This is a genomic window from Pseudomonas sp. CDFA 610, from assembly GCF_021147865.1.
Classification (GTDB): domain Bacteria; phylum Pseudomonadota; class Gammaproteobacteria; order Pseudomonadales; family Pseudomonadaceae; genus Aquipseudomonas; species Aquipseudomonas alliivorans.
In genome coordinates this window covers 391,587-409,553 of the sequence record NZ_JAGTPM010000002.1, presented here as the reverse complement: position 1 = coordinate 409,553, position 17,967 = coordinate 391,587, and the positions used below count along the sequence as shown (strand labels likewise).

At 60.1% G+C, this 17,967-nt stretch carries 10 protein-coding genes; 2 read left to right on the top strand and 8 right to left on the bottom strand.

Features of this window, described 5'->3' with window-relative positions:
* Window positions 1–2 precede the first annotated feature (2 nt).
* Window positions 3–1,775: an N-acetylglutaminylglutamine amidotransferase gene (locus KDX39_RS04810; protein ID WP_231659570.1), complete on the bottom strand. Its 1,773-nt coding sequence runs from the start codon at window positions 1,773–1,775 to the stop codon at window positions 3–5.
* A 234-nt stretch (window positions 1,776–2,009) separates the two neighbouring features.
* On the opposite strand from KDX39_RS04810, the gene KDX39_RS04805 reads away from it, so the two are divergent.
* The gene (locus tag KDX39_RS04805) at window positions 2,010–4,808 is read left to right on the top strand and encodes a polysaccharide lyase family 8 super-sandwich domain-containing protein (RefSeq protein WP_231659569.1); all 2,799 of its coding nucleotides are present in this window, start codon (window positions 2,010–2,012) and stop codon (window positions 4,806–4,808) included.
* A 29-nt stretch (window positions 4,809–4,837) separates the two neighbouring features.
* Here the strand turns inward: KDX39_RS04805 and KDX39_RS04800 are convergent, their stop codons facing one another.
* From KDX39_RS04800 to mnmC, 4 genes are all read right to left on the bottom strand, one after another.
* Entirely contained in the window at window positions 4,838–5,914 is a 1,077-nt protein-coding gene (locus KDX39_RS04800) for a lipocalin-like domain-containing protein (RefSeq protein ID WP_231659568.1), read from the bottom strand.
* Window positions 5,904–8,372 carry an ABC transporter permease gene (locus KDX39_RS04795; RefSeq protein ID WP_231659567.1) on the bottom strand — a complete coding sequence of 823 codons (2,469 nt, stop codon included), beginning with the start codon at window positions 8,370–8,372 and terminating at the stop codon, window positions 5,904–5,906. Before KDX39_RS04795 ends, KDX39_RS04800 begins: the two co-directional genes overlap by 11 nt.
* Window position 8,373: 1 nt before the next feature.
* A complete protein-coding gene (locus KDX39_RS04790) occupies window positions 8,374–9,042 on the bottom strand; it encodes an ABC transporter ATP-binding protein (protein WP_231659566.1) in 669 nt (222 codons plus the stop codon).
* A 150-nt stretch (window positions 9,043–9,192) separates the two neighbouring features.
* Window positions 9,193–11,175, bottom strand: coding sequence for a bifunctional tRNA (5-methylaminomethyl-2-thiouridine)(34)-methyltransferase MnmD/FAD-dependent 5-carboxymethylaminomethyl-2-thiouridine(34) oxidoreductase MnmC (gene mnmC, locus KDX39_RS04785; protein WP_231659565.1), 1,983 nt, complete (start codon window positions 11,173–11,175; stop codon window positions 9,193–9,195).
* A gap of 151 nt (window positions 11,176–11,326) precedes the next feature.
* On the opposite strand from mnmC, the gene pap reads away from it, so the two are divergent.
* Window positions 11,327–12,823 (top strand): polyphosphate:AMP phosphotransferase, encoded by a 1,497-nt coding sequence (gene pap / locus KDX39_RS04780; protein WP_231659564.1) that lies wholly within the window; start codon window positions 11,327–11,329, stop codon window positions 12,821–12,823.
* 27 nt (window positions 12,824–12,850) lie between these two features.
* Here pap and KDX39_RS04775 read toward each other — a convergent pair whose 3' ends face one another.
* Genes KDX39_RS04775 through KDX39_RS04765 form a run of 3 tightly spaced genes read right to left on the bottom strand, consistent with a single transcriptional unit; the run spans window position 12,851 to window position 17,734 of the window.
* On the bottom strand, window positions 12,851–14,179 hold the full coding sequence (locus KDX39_RS04775; protein WP_231659563.1) for an HlyD family type I secretion periplasmic adaptor subunit: 1,329 nt from the start codon (window positions 14,177–14,179) through the stop codon (window positions 12,851–12,853).
* 12 nt (window positions 14,180–14,191) lie between these two features.
* Window positions 14,192–16,342 (bottom strand): type I secretion system permease/ATPase, encoded by a 2,151-nt coding sequence (locus KDX39_RS04770; protein WP_231659656.1) that lies wholly within the window; start codon window positions 16,340–16,342, stop codon window positions 14,192–14,194.
* A gap of 36 nt (window positions 16,343–16,378) precedes the next feature.
* On the bottom strand, window positions 16,379–17,734 hold the full coding sequence (locus KDX39_RS04765) for a TolC family outer membrane protein (RefSeq protein ID WP_231659562.1): 1,356 nt from the start codon (window positions 17,732–17,734) through the stop codon (window positions 16,379–16,381).
* Window positions 17,735–17,967: the final 233 nt, after the last annotated feature.

Here is a 17,967-nt window from a genome sequence, read left to right as displayed (position 1 = left end):
GATCACAGTCCTTGTTCGCTGAGCCACAGGTTCAGCGCTGCCAACTGCCACAGCTTCGAGCCACGCAGCGGAGTGAGTTGACTTTCCGGGTTGGTCAGCAACTTGTCGATCATGGCCGGATTGAACAGACCACGGTCCTGGCTGGAATCAGTCAGCAACTCGCGCACCCAGTTCAAGGTATCGCCTTGCAAGTGCTTGAGACCGGGCACCGGGAAATAGCCTTTCTTGCGATCAATCACTTCAGATGGAATGACCATGCGCGCGGCTTCTTTCAGCACGTGCTTGCCACCGTCCGGCAGCTTGAATTTGCCGGGGATACGGGCAGACAGTTCGACCAGACGGTAGTCCAGAAACGGTGTACGCGCTTCCAGGCCCCAGGCCATGGTCATGTTATCGACACGTTTGACCGGGTCATCGACCAGCATCACGGTGCTGTCCAGACGCAGGGCTTTGTCAACAGCGGCACTCGCGCCAGGCTGGGCGAAGTGGTCGCGGACGAAATCACCGGCTGCGTCGTTGGCAGTCAGCCATTTTGGCTGCACGGTTTCAGCATATTCGGCGTAGCTGCGGTCGACAAAGGCGTCGCGATAGGCAGCGACCGGGTCGCTCGTACCATCGACCTGCGGATACCAGTGGTAACCAGCGAACAGCTCGTCAGCACCCTGGCCGCTCTGAACAACCTTGCAGTGCTTGGCCACTTCACGGGACAGCAGGTAGAAGGCAATGCAGTCATGGCTGACCATCGGCTCGCTCATCGCCCGGAAGGCAGCGGGCAGTTGCTCGATGATCTCGCTTTCCTGAATACGCAACTGGTGGTGGCGCGTGCCGTAATGCTTGGCGATCAGGTCCGAATACTGGAACTCGTCGCCGCGCTCGCCGCCCGCATCCTGGAAACCGATCGAGAAGGTCGACAGGTCTTCAACGCCCACTTCACGCAACAGACCGACCAGCATGCTGGAGTCGACACCGCCCGACAGCAGCACACCGACATCCACCGCAGCGCGTTGACGAATCGCCACGGCTTCGCGGGTACTGTCGAGTACGCGGTCGCGCCAGTCTTCCAGGGTGAGGTTTTTCTCATCCTCATGAGGACCGTACGGCAGCGTCCACCAGACTTTCTGCTCGACCTGACCGCTGGCATCGACGCGCATCCAGCTGGCTGGCGGCAGTTTTTCAACGCCTGCGAGCAAGGTGCGCGGTGCAGGGACCACGGCGTGGAAGTTCAGGTAATGGTTGAGCGCTACAGGGTCGAGCATCGGGCTGATATCGCCGCCCTTGAGCAGCGCAGGCAGCGACGAGGCGAAGCGCAGACGCTTGTCGGTTTTCGACAGGTACAGCGGCTTGACGCCCAGACGGTCACGGGCGATGAACAGGCGCTTGCTGTCCCGCTCCCAAATGGCGAATGCGAACATCCCGTTGAGCTTGGGCAGCATGTCTGCGCCCCATGCGTGGTAGCCCTTGAGCAGCACTTCGGTGTCGCCACCGGAATGGAACTGATAGCCCAGCGCTTCCAGCTCGGCACGCAGTTCCGGAAAGTTGTAAATCGCGCCGTTGAAGGCCATGGACAGGCCCAGGGTGCTGTCGATCATCGGCTGCGCCGACCCATCGGACAGGTCCATGATTTTCAGTCGGCGATGACCAAGGGCAATCGGCCCCTGGCTGTGAAAACCCCACGCATCCGGGCCGCGAGGCGCCAGCTCATGGGTAATGCGTTCAACAGCGGCAAGGTCCGCTGGTTGATGGTCGAAACGTAGTTCACCTGCTAATCCGCACATAAGTCCTTACCGGGTTTCCGTTGGGGAGGGGGCTGAGAAAGTCCAGCCACCCAGAAACTGACCCGAGGGAATCGCGGTAGTTTTAGATCAAAAAGTTATAAGTGATCCGGGCTTTTACGGTCTAAGGGCTTCTATCGTGCGTCCATTGCTATCAGAACTGATAGTGCTTTTAACCTTCAATCTTTTGCATAGTCAGCAGGACACACTTGATACACACAGATAAGGATTAATGCCATGGACGGCACGTCGGACTGGACCCAGCACGGGGAAATCAACTCAGAGCGAGACCTGATCGAAGGAGAAAAGCCGAACGTCGTACTCCTTGATACCGTCACCGGAGAGGTGTTGGAGCGCATAGCGTTTGCGCCGCTTCCTGAACGCCTGGGGCGATATACCTGGCCCAAGTTCTTCGCTGACCACATCAATGCCAATGCCGTCTCGCTTCGGGCGGGTATCAGACAAACCGATGGAACGTTCAAGACTGAGTACAGCAGTTATTTGAACAAACTGTGGGTAACGTCAGTCAAGGGGCGGGTTGTGCTCACCACTGCCTGTTATTTCAACGACTGGTCGGATCTGTATGCGATCAATGCAGTAGGGTCCCTGCCCGAAGGATCGTCCATCACATGCCGTCTCGCCAGCAAGACACCTGATAGTGTTTATGAAACTGTCCGGTGCGAGCCGCCCAAGGAACAGACAGGTCGGTATTCGTGGCCTGCTTATGTCAGTCATGCGGTCAACGGTGCAGGGGGGCTATTGCGTGCCGGAGAGAAAGATGAAGCCCGACAGGTCTTTACTCCTCTGGGCAGCAGCTACCGTAATCACCTCTGGGCTCCGATGGGAATGCCCCTGATCGCCGATTTACAGGTGAGTGTTTGCGCAGATGCACTGGCAAGTGCCGCTGAGGTATTTGAGCGCCTGTGTGCTCAGGTACTGAAGCCGATACCTGAGCCGGAAGAGATAGATGGCTGGCTGACTGGTTTTTCCGATGGCAAGTTTCTGGACATTACTTATCCGTTGGCAGGGTCAACCGTCAATGACGTGAGCGGGCTCACATTGCATCTGGATCGCATTTGGCTGATTGCCAGTTACACCTTTACGCAGACCGCTCAACCTTCGGCTACGTATTTGGCCAGTGCCCTGGAGGCGCTGAATTTCTATGTGACGCAGAATTACAACATCGCCAGTTGGTGGAGCGAGCAGATCGGTCTGGCGAAGCAGGCTGGCCGCGCAGCTGTATTACTGGCCAGGCACTTGCGCACCGGGAAGCTGATGGAGCACTTCATTCCCTACGCGATGAAAACCACCAATACCTATGCGTACACTGAGACGGGTGCCAACCTGGCTGATTTCGCCTCCGTTCAGATTATCTGGAGTGTCTGCGCGTGGAAAAATTCAGGGAAGGATGAGTACCTTTTGTACTTGCGTGCTTCTGCAGATGTGCTTTCAGAACTGTGTTATCCGGTTCAGCGCGACGGCAAGGAATATGGGGAAGGTGTGAGGGTGGATTACTCCATCAGTCAGCATAATCCTCAACGGGGCGACACTTACTACTCTCAGCTCTACTCCGGTTCTTATGGTGGCGAGTTACTGGGTCGTATTTTCGACAATCTTGCCGTTCTGAATGGAGCGTTTGCGCTGGCATCCACAGCGCTTGGCCATCTGGCGCGTGTTGTGATCGATGGTCTGGGATGGATGGGGTATTCCCAGCGTCTGGATTTTCACATCAACGGACGCGCCATCAGTCGAGGTGTTGCGTCTAACGTGCGCTTTGCCGGCTGGGCAGAAGCTCTGATTCCCCTGGTGGGCGATTCTGACAGGAAGGCGCTCGTCGAGCTGATCCGTCGTGTCAATGGCGATGAGGTGCGTAACGAGCACTATCAAGGAGGCCGCCTCTTTTGGGTCAATGACTACCTGGCTCACATCGGCAGAGATTTCTGTTTGTGGGCCAAGGCCGTTTCGACTCGCACAGTGGGCGGGGAAAGTGGCAACGGTGAAAACCCCAAAGGCTATTACATGGGGGCCGGTAGTTATTTTCTGACCCGTCATGGAGGTGAGTACGAGGGCATTCAACCCGTCTGGGACTGGCAGCGTTTGCCCGGAACCACAGTTGAACAGGTGCCGAATTTCAAATGGCCTGACATCACTTGGGGGGCCAACATGTGGGGCAGTCATGCCTTCGCAGGAGGTGTGAGCGATGGGACAGTAAGTCTGCTGTCCATGGTGTTGTCCCGAAGAAATGTAACCCACGCCTGTAAGACAGTCATGACGTTTGATGATCGCGTCGTTTGCATCGGAACACGGATCGATAGCCCTTCAGCGACACATTCGGTCCTCACCAGTGTCAATCAGTGCATTGCGAAAGGTCCTGTCAGCTACGTCAAGGCTGATGGCGAGGAGCACATTGTGCCTGCGGGGCAAGCTTTCAACGTATCGGATGTCCGCAAGGTCTATCACGACGGGCTGGTCTACGAATTTGGAAGTTACTTCCTGCGTCCAAGCGTGACGCTTGAGGTTAAAGCCTGCAGCGGTGCATGGTCCGACATCAACGTGAACGGCTCGCACGATAGCGTGACGCTGATGGTGTTTTCGCTTTGGATCAATCATGCACATGGCGAGCAAGGTCATTATCTTTACACGATCTCGCCAGCAGAGGCTCTTTCCGATGTGGCAACGTTAGTGGCTCCAAGAGCGCCTTGGCCCGATTACCATGTGTGGGGCTACGGAAACGTCACGATCGGAAGCTATTTTGGTGAGGATGGCAATAGCAATAGCGCTGGCATGCGCTCGATACCCCGCAGTGCCGGTGAGGGAGAGCAAACGTTTTATCCGTTACAACCCTGTGCTTTTATTTGCGAACCGGTGGGTACGCAACTTCACCTGACGTGTTCGGACCCCACGCAGACGCTGGAAAAGCTGTCGTTCGTGGTCAGCGCCGACGAGTCGGGTACTGCACTGAAAACCATCGAAGTTCTACTGCCTCAGGGTGAGGATAAAGGCCGTTCGGTATCAGGCATTTACCCGACTGTCTGATCGATAGATTTCGATGCAGATGACGGGGATCAATACCCCGTCATCTCCAGATACCCCACACCGTTCTGGCTGCCGTTGAACCTCACCGGCCCCTCCCAGTAGGGAATGCTCATGCCCATCCAGGCATTGGGGTTGAGCGCTTCGGTGGTGATGTCCAGATGCTTGCCGGGAACCTTGACCGACCAGACGGTGGGTACCTGACGGTCGCCGATGGTTGTGGTCTTGAGGGGGACAAGGCTGAGTTCGTCAGCGCCCAGTAGCCGGGTAGTGCCATCGACGCTTATCCAGTTGCCTGTCACATAGGGCGCAGCATTTTTGTGGCGAATTCTGTAGAGCATCAACCGGTCGCCATCTGCCAGTTGCAGGGAGAACCAGTCCCAGCCGGTTTGATCGGCAGTGAGCAGTTGGCTGCTCCATTCCCGGTCCAGCCAGGCATGGCCGGTAACCTGGTAAGTTTTGCCGTTCATCTCGACGCTGCCTTTGGCATCGAAAAACGGTTGGCTGTAGTAATACGACGCTTGTCCTGCACTGGATTTTCGGCTGTAGCCTTCATTACCTTGCAGCACCACCGGCTGGGCAGTCGTGAGATTCAAGTGATAGCGGAAATCCTTGCCGCCGGCCTTCAATTGAATGCTCGCCAGCGGGTCGTCGGTAGGCGAGTCGCTGCTCATTGACCAGTCGTCGATCCAGGCAGAAAACGGGGCTGTCGTGACGTTTGCCTGACCGACGCCGCCACGGGCGTAGCGTTCTGCAACGTAATGCCCTGTCGCTGATGTGGCTGCGGCGTGTCCCAGCCACATCGTGCCATCGTTCCAGCCGCTGCCGGTCTGAGTGCCTGGTCGTATGGCATTGCGAAACAGCGTCCACTGCACGCCGAACTGCTCGCCTTTATCGTCCTTGAGGGTGGCGGTGATGTACCACCACTCGATACGGAAACCGGGATGCTGCCCATGATCCTGCGGGAACGAAAAGGTGCGCCCCGGCGTGACTTGGGTATACGCATTCGCCGTGTCGCCCAGCCCTGCGAAGCCGCTGGCGGATTCCGGTTTGTCGTCGCAGGCACTCAGCAACAGCGCCAGAATGAAGAGCAGCCATCTAGCGTTCATGGGCAAACGTCCTCAATAAATCGCTTGGACGACTTCTGTGCAGTTTGAACAACGGCCAGGCGGAGGCCAGCAACGTCGCCACCATCGCAAGCAACATCAGTTGCAGCAACTGCAGCGGGAAAATCCGAAGGGGTAATCGCCAGCCGAACGCCTGAACGTTAATGACTGCATTCAGGCACCAGGCCATCGCCAGGCCCAAGGGCAACGCCAGCAACAGGGTCAATACAGCCAGCATCCAGGTCTGCCCCAGATTGAGCAGCATCAATCTGCGCCGTGTGACGCCCATTGCCCATAGCGGCGCGAGTTGCCCCAGTCGGCTCTGGCTCTGGGTCAGCAGGCTGATGAACAGCGCGACGCCTGCGACCCCCAGGGTCAGGCTGTTGAGTGCTGCGGTGGCTGCGAACGTGCGTTCAAAGACCTGACTGGACCAGCGTTTGAGCTGGATCTGATCGATGATGTGAGTGTCGTCCAGGACGAATCGCTCCCGCAGGGCGTTGATCAGCGGTGCGACGTCAGACTGGGCAATTCGGAGATTGAAGCGTATGGGCGTCAGCTGCGGCCAGTGGGTGAGCAGATGCCTGGCGTTGACCAGTAAATGGCCCTTGGGATTGCCGTAATCGGCATAGATGCCCACGATTCGCACCGGCCAGTGTCCCGCTGGGACGGGAAGGCTCAGTGTGTCACCCAGTTCGAGATTCAATCGACGGGCCAATTGTTCGCTGAGCATGACAGTATCCTGATCGACCAGTTGATCCCAGGCGTCGGCCGATGCGTCGAGTAACTCCCAGTGCTGGCGATAGGTGCTGTGATCAATCACGCCGAACAGGTCGGCGGGCCAGCCGTGCAACTGCACGGGTACTTGCCAGTTCGGCAGCACGGCCTTGATCTCCGGCCGCTGGCTCAGCCAGGCCTGCAACGGCTCGGCCTGGGCAGGGTTTTGCGGGCTTACGTACAGCTCGGCGGTCAGGCGCTGCTCCAGCCAGCTGTTGAAGGTTTCACGAAAACCCGACGTCATGCTGCCTGCGCCGATATTGGCGGCCATCGCCAGTAACAGCGCCATCAATGCCAGGCTCAACGCAGGCAATTGTTGCCTGCAATCAGCCAGAAACCATTGGCCTGTGACCGAACGACTGCGCGTCAGCAAAACGCTTAGCAGTTTGTCCAGTAACACCGGCAGACCGAGCGCAGCGCCGAGCAGTAAGGCGCTGGTCAGGACGAATCCCGCGAGCAGCGAGTTACCGAGATACAAAGCCACTGCTGCAATCACTGCGCAGGTGATCGCGACCCAGCCTTGCCGCTGCAGCCAGCGGGCGTGGGCCTGCTGCCAGGCTTGGGCATCAGCCAGCGCCAGCAAGGGCAGGCGCGCGGCACGCAGCAAACTGTTGGCCCCTGCCAGCAATGCGCCGAGCAGGCTGAGGCCGATGCCGCTGATCCACCACCACAGGCTCAAATTCAGCTGTCCGGCCACCTCTGCGCCATAAAGACCCCGCAGGCTTGCTGCTACATCAGGCAGCAGCAGGCTCGCCAGCAGGTAGCCGCTGACCACCCCCAATATCCCGCCGAGCAGGGCCAGAACACCGAGTTCCACGCCCAGCGTTGCAATCAGCAGCCGGGCCGTGACGCCCGAGGCGCGCAAATTACGCAGTAAGCTGCGGCGTTGCTCAAGCGCCAGACCAATCGCCGCATGCACGATGAACAGCCCGACAATGAAAGACAGCACTCCCAGTGCATTGAGGTTCAGGTGGAAGCTTTCGGTCAGGCGCTCAAGGTTGTTTTCTTCGCCTGCCTTTCTGATCACCAGTTGGTCTGCCAGCGAAGCCGGTAGCGGTGCCTTGAATCCGTCGGGCAGCAGCAGGCGCGACAACTGGCCGTTCGCACCCAGCAGTGGCTGGGCAAAGCCGATATCGGTGAGCAGCAGTCCGGGTGCCATATCCGGTGTCGCGCGCAGGGGCGGTAGCGGCGTGCCGTTTTCCGTCTGCGGCTGCTGGCCTTCCCTGAGATTCAGTTCATGTAAGGTCTGGGGCGCGATCCAGGTCGCGCCCGGTGGGGTGAGAAAGTCCACGACCTGTTCCGCGTTCAATGTCTGCCCTGCGAGTGAAATCCCTGTCGGCAATGTTACCGGCTCGATGCCCATCAGTTGCAGTTTGCGGTTTTCGAGCTCTTCAAGGGCGATCCTGCCTTGCACCACGGGCGATACCGGCCAGCCTGCACGACGCAACTGAATGAACAGGTCTTGTGAGAACAGCTTGCCATCGGCTGCCTCGATAATCGTCTGCGGCTGACCGCCGATCAACTGGCTGGCGCGCTGATAACTTTCCCGGGCCTGACTGTTGAGTGCCTGTACGCCGGTCAGCAATGCTGTCGCCAGCCACAGCCCGGTCAGCACGCTGAAAAACTGCACCGGGTGGCGTCGCCAGTGGCTGAGCAGGGCGCGTAACGTCCAATAGAACACCCGCATGTCAGCGTTCGCCCTCGTTCGCCAGACGGCCCAGATGCAGCACCTGTTGGCGCGCCAGGCGTGCCGCAATGCGTGGGCTGTGGGTGACCATCAGCAGAGTCGCTGCACTGTCGTCGAGCAAATCCAGCAGCAACTGCAGGACCTCGTCACTGGTGGTTTCGTCGAGGTTGCCAGTGGGTTCGTCCGCCAACAGCAGACCTGGCCGGGAGGCTAGCGCACGGCCGATGGCGACACGTTGTTGCTGGCCGCCGGACAACTGCTCTGGATATCGGTCCAGCAGTTCATCCAGCCCCAGACGTTCGACGAGCCGCGCTTGCCAGGCCGCGTCGTAACGCCCGGCGAGACGGGCCTGAAAAGCAAGATTGTCGGCAACCTTGAGGCTGCCGATCAGGTTGAATTGCTGGAACACCAGACCGATTTCCGTGCGTCGCCAATTCGCCAACTGGCGTTCGCTCATCAGGTCCAGACGCTGCCCGCCGACCTCGAGGGTGCCCGAGTCGGCATGATCAAGCCCGGCGATCAGATGCAACAGCGTGCTCTTGCCACTGCCCGATTCGCCCATCAGCGCCAGACTCTCGCCCCGCGCTATCTGTAGATCGACACCCCGCAATACCGCCACCGGGCCTTGGGCCGTGGTGTAATTTTTGTAGACATCTCGCACTTGCAACATGAGGGGCTCACTGGCTGTTCCAGCACTAAGCGTAGCGGCTGAGCGCGGTTGCGCCGCTGGCTGGTGTGGTGCTTAGGGTGCTTAGGGTGCTGTGGGGACCGCTTTCCACAGGCAGTGGCGCAGAGCATGGACGCTATCAAGACACTCCGTCTATTTATTCTCGCCCCGAATCAACCCACGCAAGGCAAACCGGTTCGGGTGACAGGCCTCGGCGACGCTGCGAGGCAGTGGCAGCGGTTCGTTGTCGAGCCAGGCGGCGAGCAGTTCGGCGCACAGCGGGGCGGTGATCAATCCACGTGAACCGTGGCCGCTGTTGACGTAAAAGCCGTCCAGCCAGGGACAGGCGACGTCCGGCACCTGACGCGCATCCTTGCCCAGCGCGGCGAAGGCTTTGAGAAAAGCGTCCCGGTCCGCCAGCGGGCCGACGATGGGCAGGTAATCCGGGCTGGTACAGCGAAACGCGGCGCGGCCTTGCAGGTGCTCTGGCGGCAGGTCTGCTGCTTCCAGGCGCTCAAGCAGATCGTGGGAAATGTCCTCGAGCATCTGCAGATTGCCCTGATGATCGACAGGATCAGGCGTGAGGTCGACGCTGTTGAAGTCAAAGCTCGCCCCCAGTGTGTGCTCACCCAGCCGGGCAGGCGCGACGTAACCCTCGGCGCAGACCACCGTACTCAATGCTCGGCTGGCCGGGGTCTCCGGCAGACGGGTGATCTGGCCGCGAATACGTTTGAGCGGCAGCCCGGCGCTTTGCGGGAACCGTTTGATGTCGGCGGCGCCGGCCAGTACCACGACTGGCGCGCTGTCGATCAAAAGCTCGTTATCCCATGCCTGCCACTGCCCATCGACCTGACGCACCTCCAGCGCCTCGTGATGAGCCATCAACCGAATGTTCGGGTGTGTGGCCTGCACATCACAAAGCGCAGGTGGATGAACCCAGCCGCCTTCCGGGTAAAACAGCCCGCCGCTGGCCAATTGGATACCGCTGCGTGCTTCTGCCGCAGACCGATCCAGCAGGTGCAGAAGCGATTCTGGAAAGGCCTCGGCCAGTTGTGCCTGACGTTTTGCTTCCTTGTCGTCAAACGTCAGTTGCAGCACGCCGCAGCCGTCCCAGTCCACGCCGCGCTGCAAGCGTTCAAGCAGACGCCGGGTATGCCCGAACCCGCTGAGAATCAATTGGGATAACGCCGTGCCGTGCGCCGACAGTTTCAGATACAGCACGCCCTGCGGGTTGCCGGACGCTTCCTGCGCTGGCGCGGCATGACGCTCCAGCAGGCTTACCTGCCAGCCTCTGTTTGCCAGGCTCTCGGCCGTGGCGCAACCGGCCAGTCCGGCACCGATCACCAGGGCCTTGCGTTCACCTTGCAGGGCTGGCGGTCGGGCAAACCAGGGCCTGGCGGCAGGCGCAGGCGTGACGCCTTCGGGCGGGGCGATGAACGCACCGCGCAGCACTTCCCATTTATGGCCGATGCCTGGCACGCGCTTCATCTTGAAGCCCGCCGCGTTCAGCGCGCGGCGGACCCAGCCAGTGCTGGTGAACGTGCCGATGGTCGTTGCTGTCGTCGACAGTCGCGCCAGTTCTGCAAACAGTTCAGGCGTCCACATTTCGGGGTTTTTCGCCGGCGCGAAACCGTCAAGAAACCATGCATCGATCTGGCCGTCTAGTTGCGGCAGCATTTCCAGCGCATCGCCGATCAACAGGGTCAGCGTGACCCGCCCGTGATCAAACACCAGGCGTTGGAAGCCCTCATGCACGGCGACATACTGATCAAGCAAAGGCTCTGCGAACGCTGCCAGCTCCGGCCACAAGGCCAGCGCACGTTGCAGGTCTGCACGGTTCAGCGGGTATTTCTCGACGCTGACGAACTGCAGCCTTGCACCGGGGCGGGCGCACTCATCGAACAACTGCCAGGCGCAGAGGAAATTAAGGCCAGTGCCAAACCCGGTTTCGCCGATGATCAGCCGTGCGTCCTGCGGCAATTCCGTGAAGCGTCGGCGCAGGTCGTTCTGCACCAGAAACACATGGCGTGTCTCTTCAAGGCCGGATTCGGTGGAAAAGTACACATCGGAAAACGTACGCGAATGCGGATTGCCTTGTTCGTCCCAGTCGATCTGGGCGTGGCGGGTAATGGTCATGTTCGGCTCAGCGGTGGCAATGGCCGCATTTTAGCCGTGTGTGCGGCTAAAAGCGGTATTGCTGTTGTGCCGATTGACCCATGCGGGCATTCGGTGGTCACTATATGCATCTGGCCATCATCCTCAGGCCCCATCTCGAAGGGAGCAGTGCATGTTTGAATCCGCTGAAATCGGTCATGCCATCGACGACGAAACCTACGAGGCCGCCGTGCCAGCCTTGCGCGAGGCGTTGCTCGAAGCCCAATACGATCTGCATGAACAGGCCGGACGTCAGGTGATCGTGCTGATCAATGGCATCGAAGGCGCGGGCAAGGGCGAGACCGTCAAGCTGCTCAACGAGTGGATGGACCCGCGCTATATCGAAGTGCGCACCTTCGATCAACAGACGGACGAGGAACTGGCTCATCCCCCGGTGTGGCGCTACTGGCGGCAATTGCCCGCGAAGGGGCGCATGGGGATTTTCTTCGGCAACTGGTACAGCCAGATGCTGCAGGGCCGGGTGCATGGTCGCTTCAAGGACGCTGTGCTGGACCAGGCCATCAGCGGCGCCGAACGCCTGGAAAAGATGCTCTGCGATGAAGGCGCGGTGATCTTCAAATTCTGGTTTCACCTGTCCAAGAAACAGATGAAATTGCGCCTTAAAACCTTGAAGGACGACCCGCTGCACAGCTGGCGCATCAGCCCGCTGGACTGGCAGCAGTCCCGGACCTACGACAAGTTCGTGCGATTCGGCGAGCGTGTGCTGCGCCGCACCAGCCGCGAGTATGCGCCGTGGCACGTGATCGAGGGCGTCGACGCCAACTACCGCAGCCTGACGGTCGGGCGCTTGCTGCTCGAAGGCATGCAGGCGGCGCTGAACAGGACCGAACCTGAGGTCAAGTCCCAGAGCACAGGGCCGCAGGCGAGCCACGATGAAGAGCTGACCCTGCTGGACAGCCTTGACCTGAGCCGCAGCCTGGAAAAGGATGATTACAAGGAGGCGCTGATCACCGAGCAGGCGCGCCTGTCCGGCAACCTGCGCGACAAACGCATGAAGCGTCATGCGCTGGTGGCGGTGTTCGAAGGCAACGATGCGGCCGGCAAGGGCGGGGCGATCCGCCGGGTCGCGGCGGCACTGGACCCGCGACAGTACGCCATCGTGCCGATTGCCGCGCCGACCCAGGACGAGCGCGCTCAGCCCTATCTGTGGCGATTCTGGCGACAGATTCCGGCGCGGGGCAAGTTCACCATTTTCGACCGCTCCTGGTATGGACGCGTGCTGGTGGAGCGGGTCGAAGGTTTCTGCAGTGAATCCGACTGGATGCGCGCCTATTCCGAAATCAATGACTTCGAAGAACAGCTCACCGACTTCGGCATCGTGGTCGTGAAGTTCTGGCTGGCGATTGACGAGCAGACTCAGCTTGAACGTTTCGAGGAGCGCGAGCAGATCCCGTTCAAGCGTTACAAGATCACCGAAGACGATTGGCGCAACCGCAAGAAGTGGCCGCAATACCGCCAGGCCGTTGGCGAGATGGTGGATCGTACCAGCACCGAAATCGCACCCTGGACGCTGGTTGAGGCCAATGACAAGCGTTGGGCGCGGGTCAAGGTGCTGCGCACCCTCAACGAAGCGCTGGAGGCAGCGTTCGCGAAGGACAAGAAGAAATAACAGCACCGCCAGCAAGCGTTGCCTGACTCACCGTTCACGCAACGCTTCGGCCCTGGCTTTGAGCACCGGCTTGAGCAGGTAATCCATCACGCTTTTCTCCCCGGTGATGATGTCTACGGTGGCGATCATGCCGGGGATGATCAGCAGCGGTTTGCTGTCGCTGCCAAGATGATTACTGTCGGTGCGCACCTGTATCAGGTAGAAGCTGTTGTCCTTGTCATCCGTGACGGTGTCGGCGCCGATCAGTTCAAGGCGTGCAGGCAGGCCGCCATACAGGGTGTAGTCATACGCGCTGAACTTGACCATGGCCTTCTGGCCGGGATGCAGGAACGCAACGTCCTGCGGGCGCACTTTCGCTTCGATCAACAGATTGTCTTCCAGTGGCACGATTTCCATCAGGTCGCTGCCGGGCTGAACCACGCCGCCGATGGTGTTGACCTTGAGGGTCTTGACGATGCCGCGTACCGGCGATACGACGGTCGTACGGCTCATGCGGTCGTCAATGGCAATGCGGCTGGCGCTGATTCGGGCCAGGTCGTTGCGCTTTTCGTTGAGCTGGCGCGCTGCATCGGCACGAAACCCGAGTTCCGATTCCTGCACCCGGCTCCTGATTTCGCTGATTGCCGCTTCGGCCCTCGGAATCGCCAGGGTGTTGGCGTTCATCGAGCCGCGAATTTCCACTGCATTGCGTTTGAGGCGCAGGATTTCCACTGGCGATACGGCACCTGAACCGACCAGCGGTGCCGACATGTCCAGCTCCTGCTGAACCAGCGCCAGGCTGCTGCGAAACTGCTCCTGTCTGGAGCGGAACTCGGCCAGTTCCTGAGTCTTCTGATGCAGTTGCTCATTGAGTGTGCGTTGCTCGCTGGCCAGCTGCCGCTGCCGGGATTCATACAGCGCGTGCTCGTCGGCAGCCACTTGCGGGGCGCTGGACTTCAATTGCTCAGGCAGCGTGAGTGGGCGACCTTCGGCCTCGGCGGCCAGCCGTTCCACTTGCGCGGTCAGGGTCAGCCGGTCGACTTCGCTTTCGCTGCGGCTGGACATGAAGCGCGTGTCATCGAGGCGCAGCAGGGTGTCGCCTTTGTTCACCACCTGACCTTCGCGCACGAAAATATCGGTCACGATCCCGCCTTCCAGGTTCTGGATGACCTGCACCTTGCTTGACGGAATAGCCTTGCCTTCGCCAGTGGTGACTTCTTCCAGCACCGCAAATCCGGCCCACAGCAACGCACTCAGCAGCAGTGCGGCGGTAACCCACACCGTCAGGCTCATGGTGCGCGATGAGGGATCGGCCAGCGCGGCAGATCCACAGGATAGGAACCTGTGTTCGATGTGACGGCTGCCGGACTTAGTCATGAACAATCCTCCTTAAACGGGCGCCGGGCCGATCTGGCCCTTGCGCAGTGCTTCGATGACAGCATCCTTCGGTCCGTCCGCAACCAGCTTGCCGTGGTCGAGCACCAGCAGGCGGTCGACCAGGGTCAGCATTGACGGGCGATGAGTGATCAGCAGCAGGGTCTTGCCGGGGATCAGACGGTGCAGGTGCTGGCGCAGGTGGTCTTCGCTGACGTTGTCCATGTGGCTGGTGGGTTCGTCGAGCAGCAGAACGGGCGGGGCCAGCAGCAGTGCGCGAGCCAGCAACACGCTTTGTCGTTGCCCGCCCGAGAGCAACTGGCCGCGCTCGCCGACGGGCCTGTCGAAGCCGCGCGGATGACGCAGCGCCAGTTCATCGACGCCGGTCATACGCGCCACTTCCAGCATGCGTGTGTCGCTGACCTGCCGTGCGCCCAGCAACAGGTTGTCGCGCAGGCTGCCCGCCAGCAGCGGCAGATCGTGAGCGACGTAACCGATCTGCTGGCGCAGTTCGCTGATGTCCAGTTGCTGAAGGTCCAGGTTATCGACCAGTACCTGACCTTCGTCCGGCGTGTGAAACCCCATCAGCAGACGCGCCAGTGTGCTTTTGCCCGAACCGCTGCGGCCGATGATGCCAACACGCTCTCCGGGTTTCAGACTGAAACGAACCCCGTTCAGCGCCGTTGCGCCCTTGGGCTCATAGGCAAAACGCAGGTTGCTGACGCTCACCGCGCCCTTGAGCGGAGGCGTTTGCAATGGGCGTTTTTGCGGCTCGTGTTCCTGGGGCAAGGCCATCAACGCGTCAGTACTTTTCATCGTCAGTTGCGCTTGCTGGTAACGGGTGATCAGACTCACCACTTGCCCGAGTGGCGCCAGCACCCGACTCCCCAGCATATAAGTCGCCACCAGCGCGCCGACGCTCAGGTGTCCACCGATGATGCTGTAGACACCGGCGACCAGCGTGGCCATGCCGCAGAACTGCTGCATGAACAGCGTGCCGTTGCCGGCGATGGCGGCGAGGTGGCGGGCGTGGCTGTCCAGCCGGGACAGGGCACCGTGGGTGCTTTCCCACTGATGCTGACGTTCGCTCTGGGCATTGCAGGCCTTGAGCGTTTCCAGACCGCCGAGGGTTTCGATCAGCAGGGCCTGGCGCGCGGCAGCCAGGCTCAAACCCTTCTGTACCGTGTCACGCAGGCGAACCTGGATCGCCCAGGCAAAGGCAACGGTCAGCGGAAAAGCCAGCAGCGGAATCAACACCAGCCAGCCGCCCAGCAGGCCAATGACGGCCAGCATCAAGATCGCGAAAGGCAGGTCGATCAGGCTGGTCAGGGTTACAGCGGTCAGAAACTCGCGCAGTCCCTGAAAATCATGAATGCTCTGAGCGAAGCCGCCAACCGTGGCCGGGCGCGCCTTGAGGTTCATGCCGATGATGCGCTCGAACAGCGTCGCAGAGAGGATCAGGTCGGTGCTTGCACCTGCCTGATCCAGCAGACGGGCGCGGATCAGGCGCAGGCCCATTTCAAACAGCGTGCCGATCAACAGACCGATGGCCAGCACCCAAAGGGTGGCGGTGGCCTGATTGGGGACCACGCGGTCATAGGTCTGCATGACGAACAGCGGCACCATCAGGCCGAGCACATTGATCAGCAGACTGGCGAGGATCGCGTCGCCGTACAGTCTTCGGGACAGTCGCACGGTGTCGCGAAACCAGGAGGTCACTCTGGGCAGCAGGGGCGAGCGCAGTTGTTCCAGCTCGTGGCGCGGGCTGGCGAACAGTACCTGACCGGTGTAGCGCTGCGCCAGTTGCTCAGGCGCGACCCACTGCTCGCCGCCCTGGTTTTCCGAGGGCAGGATCAGCAGGCGGCCCGAGTCGTCACGACGCACCAGCACTGCGCAACGCTGGCCCTTCAGCAACAGCAGCACAGGCAGATTCAATGCGTCGATATGGTCCAGATCGCGATGCAGCCAGCGCGCCTGCAGACCGGCACGGGCAGCGGCGCGTGGCATCAGCGAAGGTTCCAGCCGCTGATCGCTCGTCGGCAGTCCTGTACTCAGGCTGGTGCGACTGTGGGTGCGGCCATGCAATCGACAGAGCATCATCAGGCCGTCGAGCAATGGGTCTTCGACATTGGTGAGCGATGCGTCATGAGCATCGGCGTCAGGCATGTTCAGGCTGTTCAAAAGCGTGCTCCCGGTCACGGCTTATTTGAGTTCGGGCAGACGGGCTTCGCTCTGCACTTCGTTCAGCGCCACGGCTTCGGCAGGCAGGACCACACGCTGTTTGCGCAGCAGCTCACCTTCGCTGGCCAGCACCCGGTACATGGCCAGTTCCTCGGTGTAGCGCACTTCGGTGTAGCGACGGCTCGCGTTGTACAGCTCGTTCTCGCTGTCCAGCAGATCCAGAAGGCTGCGCTGTCCCAGGCCGAACTGATCCTGATAGGCCGTGCGAACACGGGTGGTCGATTCGACATATTCCCGGGCAATCGGCGTTTGCTCGCGGGCGTTGCTCATGGCATTCCAGGCCAGCGACATGTTCTCGTTGAGCATGCGCAGGGCGTTGTTGCGAATGTCCATCGCCTGGCCGGTCTTGTGTGCGTTGGAGCGCATGCGCGCCTTGTCGCGATTGCCATTGAACAGGTTGTAATTCATCACCACGGCGGCACGCCATTCGTTGTCGTGGCCGCGCTCGCCCTGCTGGTTGTCATTGGCACCGACTGCAAGTTCGGCGTCGAAGCGCGGGTAGAAGGGGGCCTTGGCAATTTCATATTGTTTTTCGGCCGCCTGCACATCGGCCTGGGCCGACTTCAGGTAAGGGTTGTTGAGCAACATGCTCTGCTGCGCATCACTCAGGCTCAGCGGCACTTCGCCCTTGATCGACGGAGGCGACTCCAATTCGTCCGGCAGGCGACCCACGGCGCTCTCGAAGTTGGCTTCAGCGTCTGCCAGGTCCACCTGTGCGGTGTGGAAGTTGTTCTGCGCCAGGGCGCGGCGTGCCAGCGACTGATCGCGGTCGGCCAGGCTGCCGACGCCTCGCTCGCTGCGCAGGCTGATCTGGTCGTTGATACGCAGGTGTGCCTGCAGGTTGTTTTTTGCCAGCGTCAGCAACTCGCGGCGCTTGAGCACTTCCAGGTACACCTCGACTGCGCGCAAGGCCAGGCTTTGGGACGTTCCCTGTACGTAATACGCCCGTGAGTTGACCACCGCTTCTGTGCGTCCGACTTCGTTGGGCGTGTTGAAACCATCGAACAGCAACTGACGCAGGCGCAGCTCCGACTGGGTGTACGTCAGGGCTTGGGTGTTGTGCCCATAGAGCGCGCGTGTGCTGGGGCTGTCGTTGTTCTGTCTGCCGTAGGCGGCGATGGCGTCAACCACTGGCATATAGCCGCCTTTGGCCACATTCAGCTCTTCATTGGCCGACAGGCGTTCATGTTTGCCTGCCTGTATTTCAGGGTGATTGTCGAGGGTGCTCTGAATCGCCTCGGTCAATGAAATGGCTTGCGCTTGCGCACAGGCCACTGCCAGAACAACAGCACTGTAAAGCGGGGTCAAATCGCGCATGGAGGATTTCTCCCTGAGGTGGTTCTTGATCGCCATAAAAATGACGATTCTGTGGTTTCAGCCGTATCAGGCGTGTAACAACACAGCTAAGAACAACTTTGAGAAAACCTCAGACGCTTTTTTCATAGGGCTTATGCCAAAAAAAACTTATGCGGTTTTTTGATTTCGAGCGATGGTTGTTTGCCTGAAAATAGATATTTCAAGCGTTTATGAATATTGATCGGGAAATGTAC

What these genes read in the sequence shown, in the direction of transcription:
- KDX39_RS04775 (WP_231659563.1), bottom strand. Translation starts at nt 14,179, where the DNA reads ATGACTAAGTCCGGCAGCCGTCACATCGAACACAGGTTCCTATCCTGT.
- KDX39_RS04810 (WP_231659570.1), bottom strand. Translation starts at nt 1,775, where the DNA reads ATGTGCGGATTAGCAGGTGAACTACGTTTCGACCATCAACCAGCGGAC.
- KDX39_RS04790 (WP_231659566.1), bottom strand. Translation starts at nt 9,042, where the DNA reads ATGTTGCAAGTGCGAGATGTCTACAAAAATTACACCACGGCCCAAGGC.
- KDX39_RS04800 (WP_231659568.1), bottom strand. Translation starts at nt 5,914, where the DNA reads ATGAACGCTAGATGGCTGCTCTTCATTCTGGCGCTGTTGCTGAGTGCC.
- mnmC (WP_231659565.1), bottom strand. Translation starts at nt 11,175, where the DNA reads ATGACCATTACCCGCCACGCCCAGATCGACTGGGACGAACAAGGCAAT.
- KDX39_RS04805 (WP_231659569.1), top strand. Translation starts at nt 2,010, where the DNA reads ATGGACGGCACGTCGGACTGGACCCAGCACGGGGAAATCAACTCAGAG.
- pap (WP_231659564.1), top strand. Translation starts at nt 11,327, where the DNA reads ATGTTTGAATCCGCTGAAATCGGTCATGCCATCGACGACGAAACCTAC.
- KDX39_RS04765 (WP_231659562.1), bottom strand. Translation starts at nt 17,734, where the DNA reads ATGCGCGATTTGACCCCGCTTTACAGTGCTGTTGTTCTGGCAGTGGCC.
- KDX39_RS04770 (WP_231659656.1), bottom strand. Translation starts at nt 16,342, where the DNA reads ATGCCTGACGCCGATGCTCATGACGCATCGCTCACCAATGTCGAAGAC.
- KDX39_RS04795 (WP_231659567.1), bottom strand. Translation starts at nt 8,372, where the DNA reads ATGCGGGTGTTCTATTGGACGTTACGCGCCCTGCTCAGCCACTGGCGA.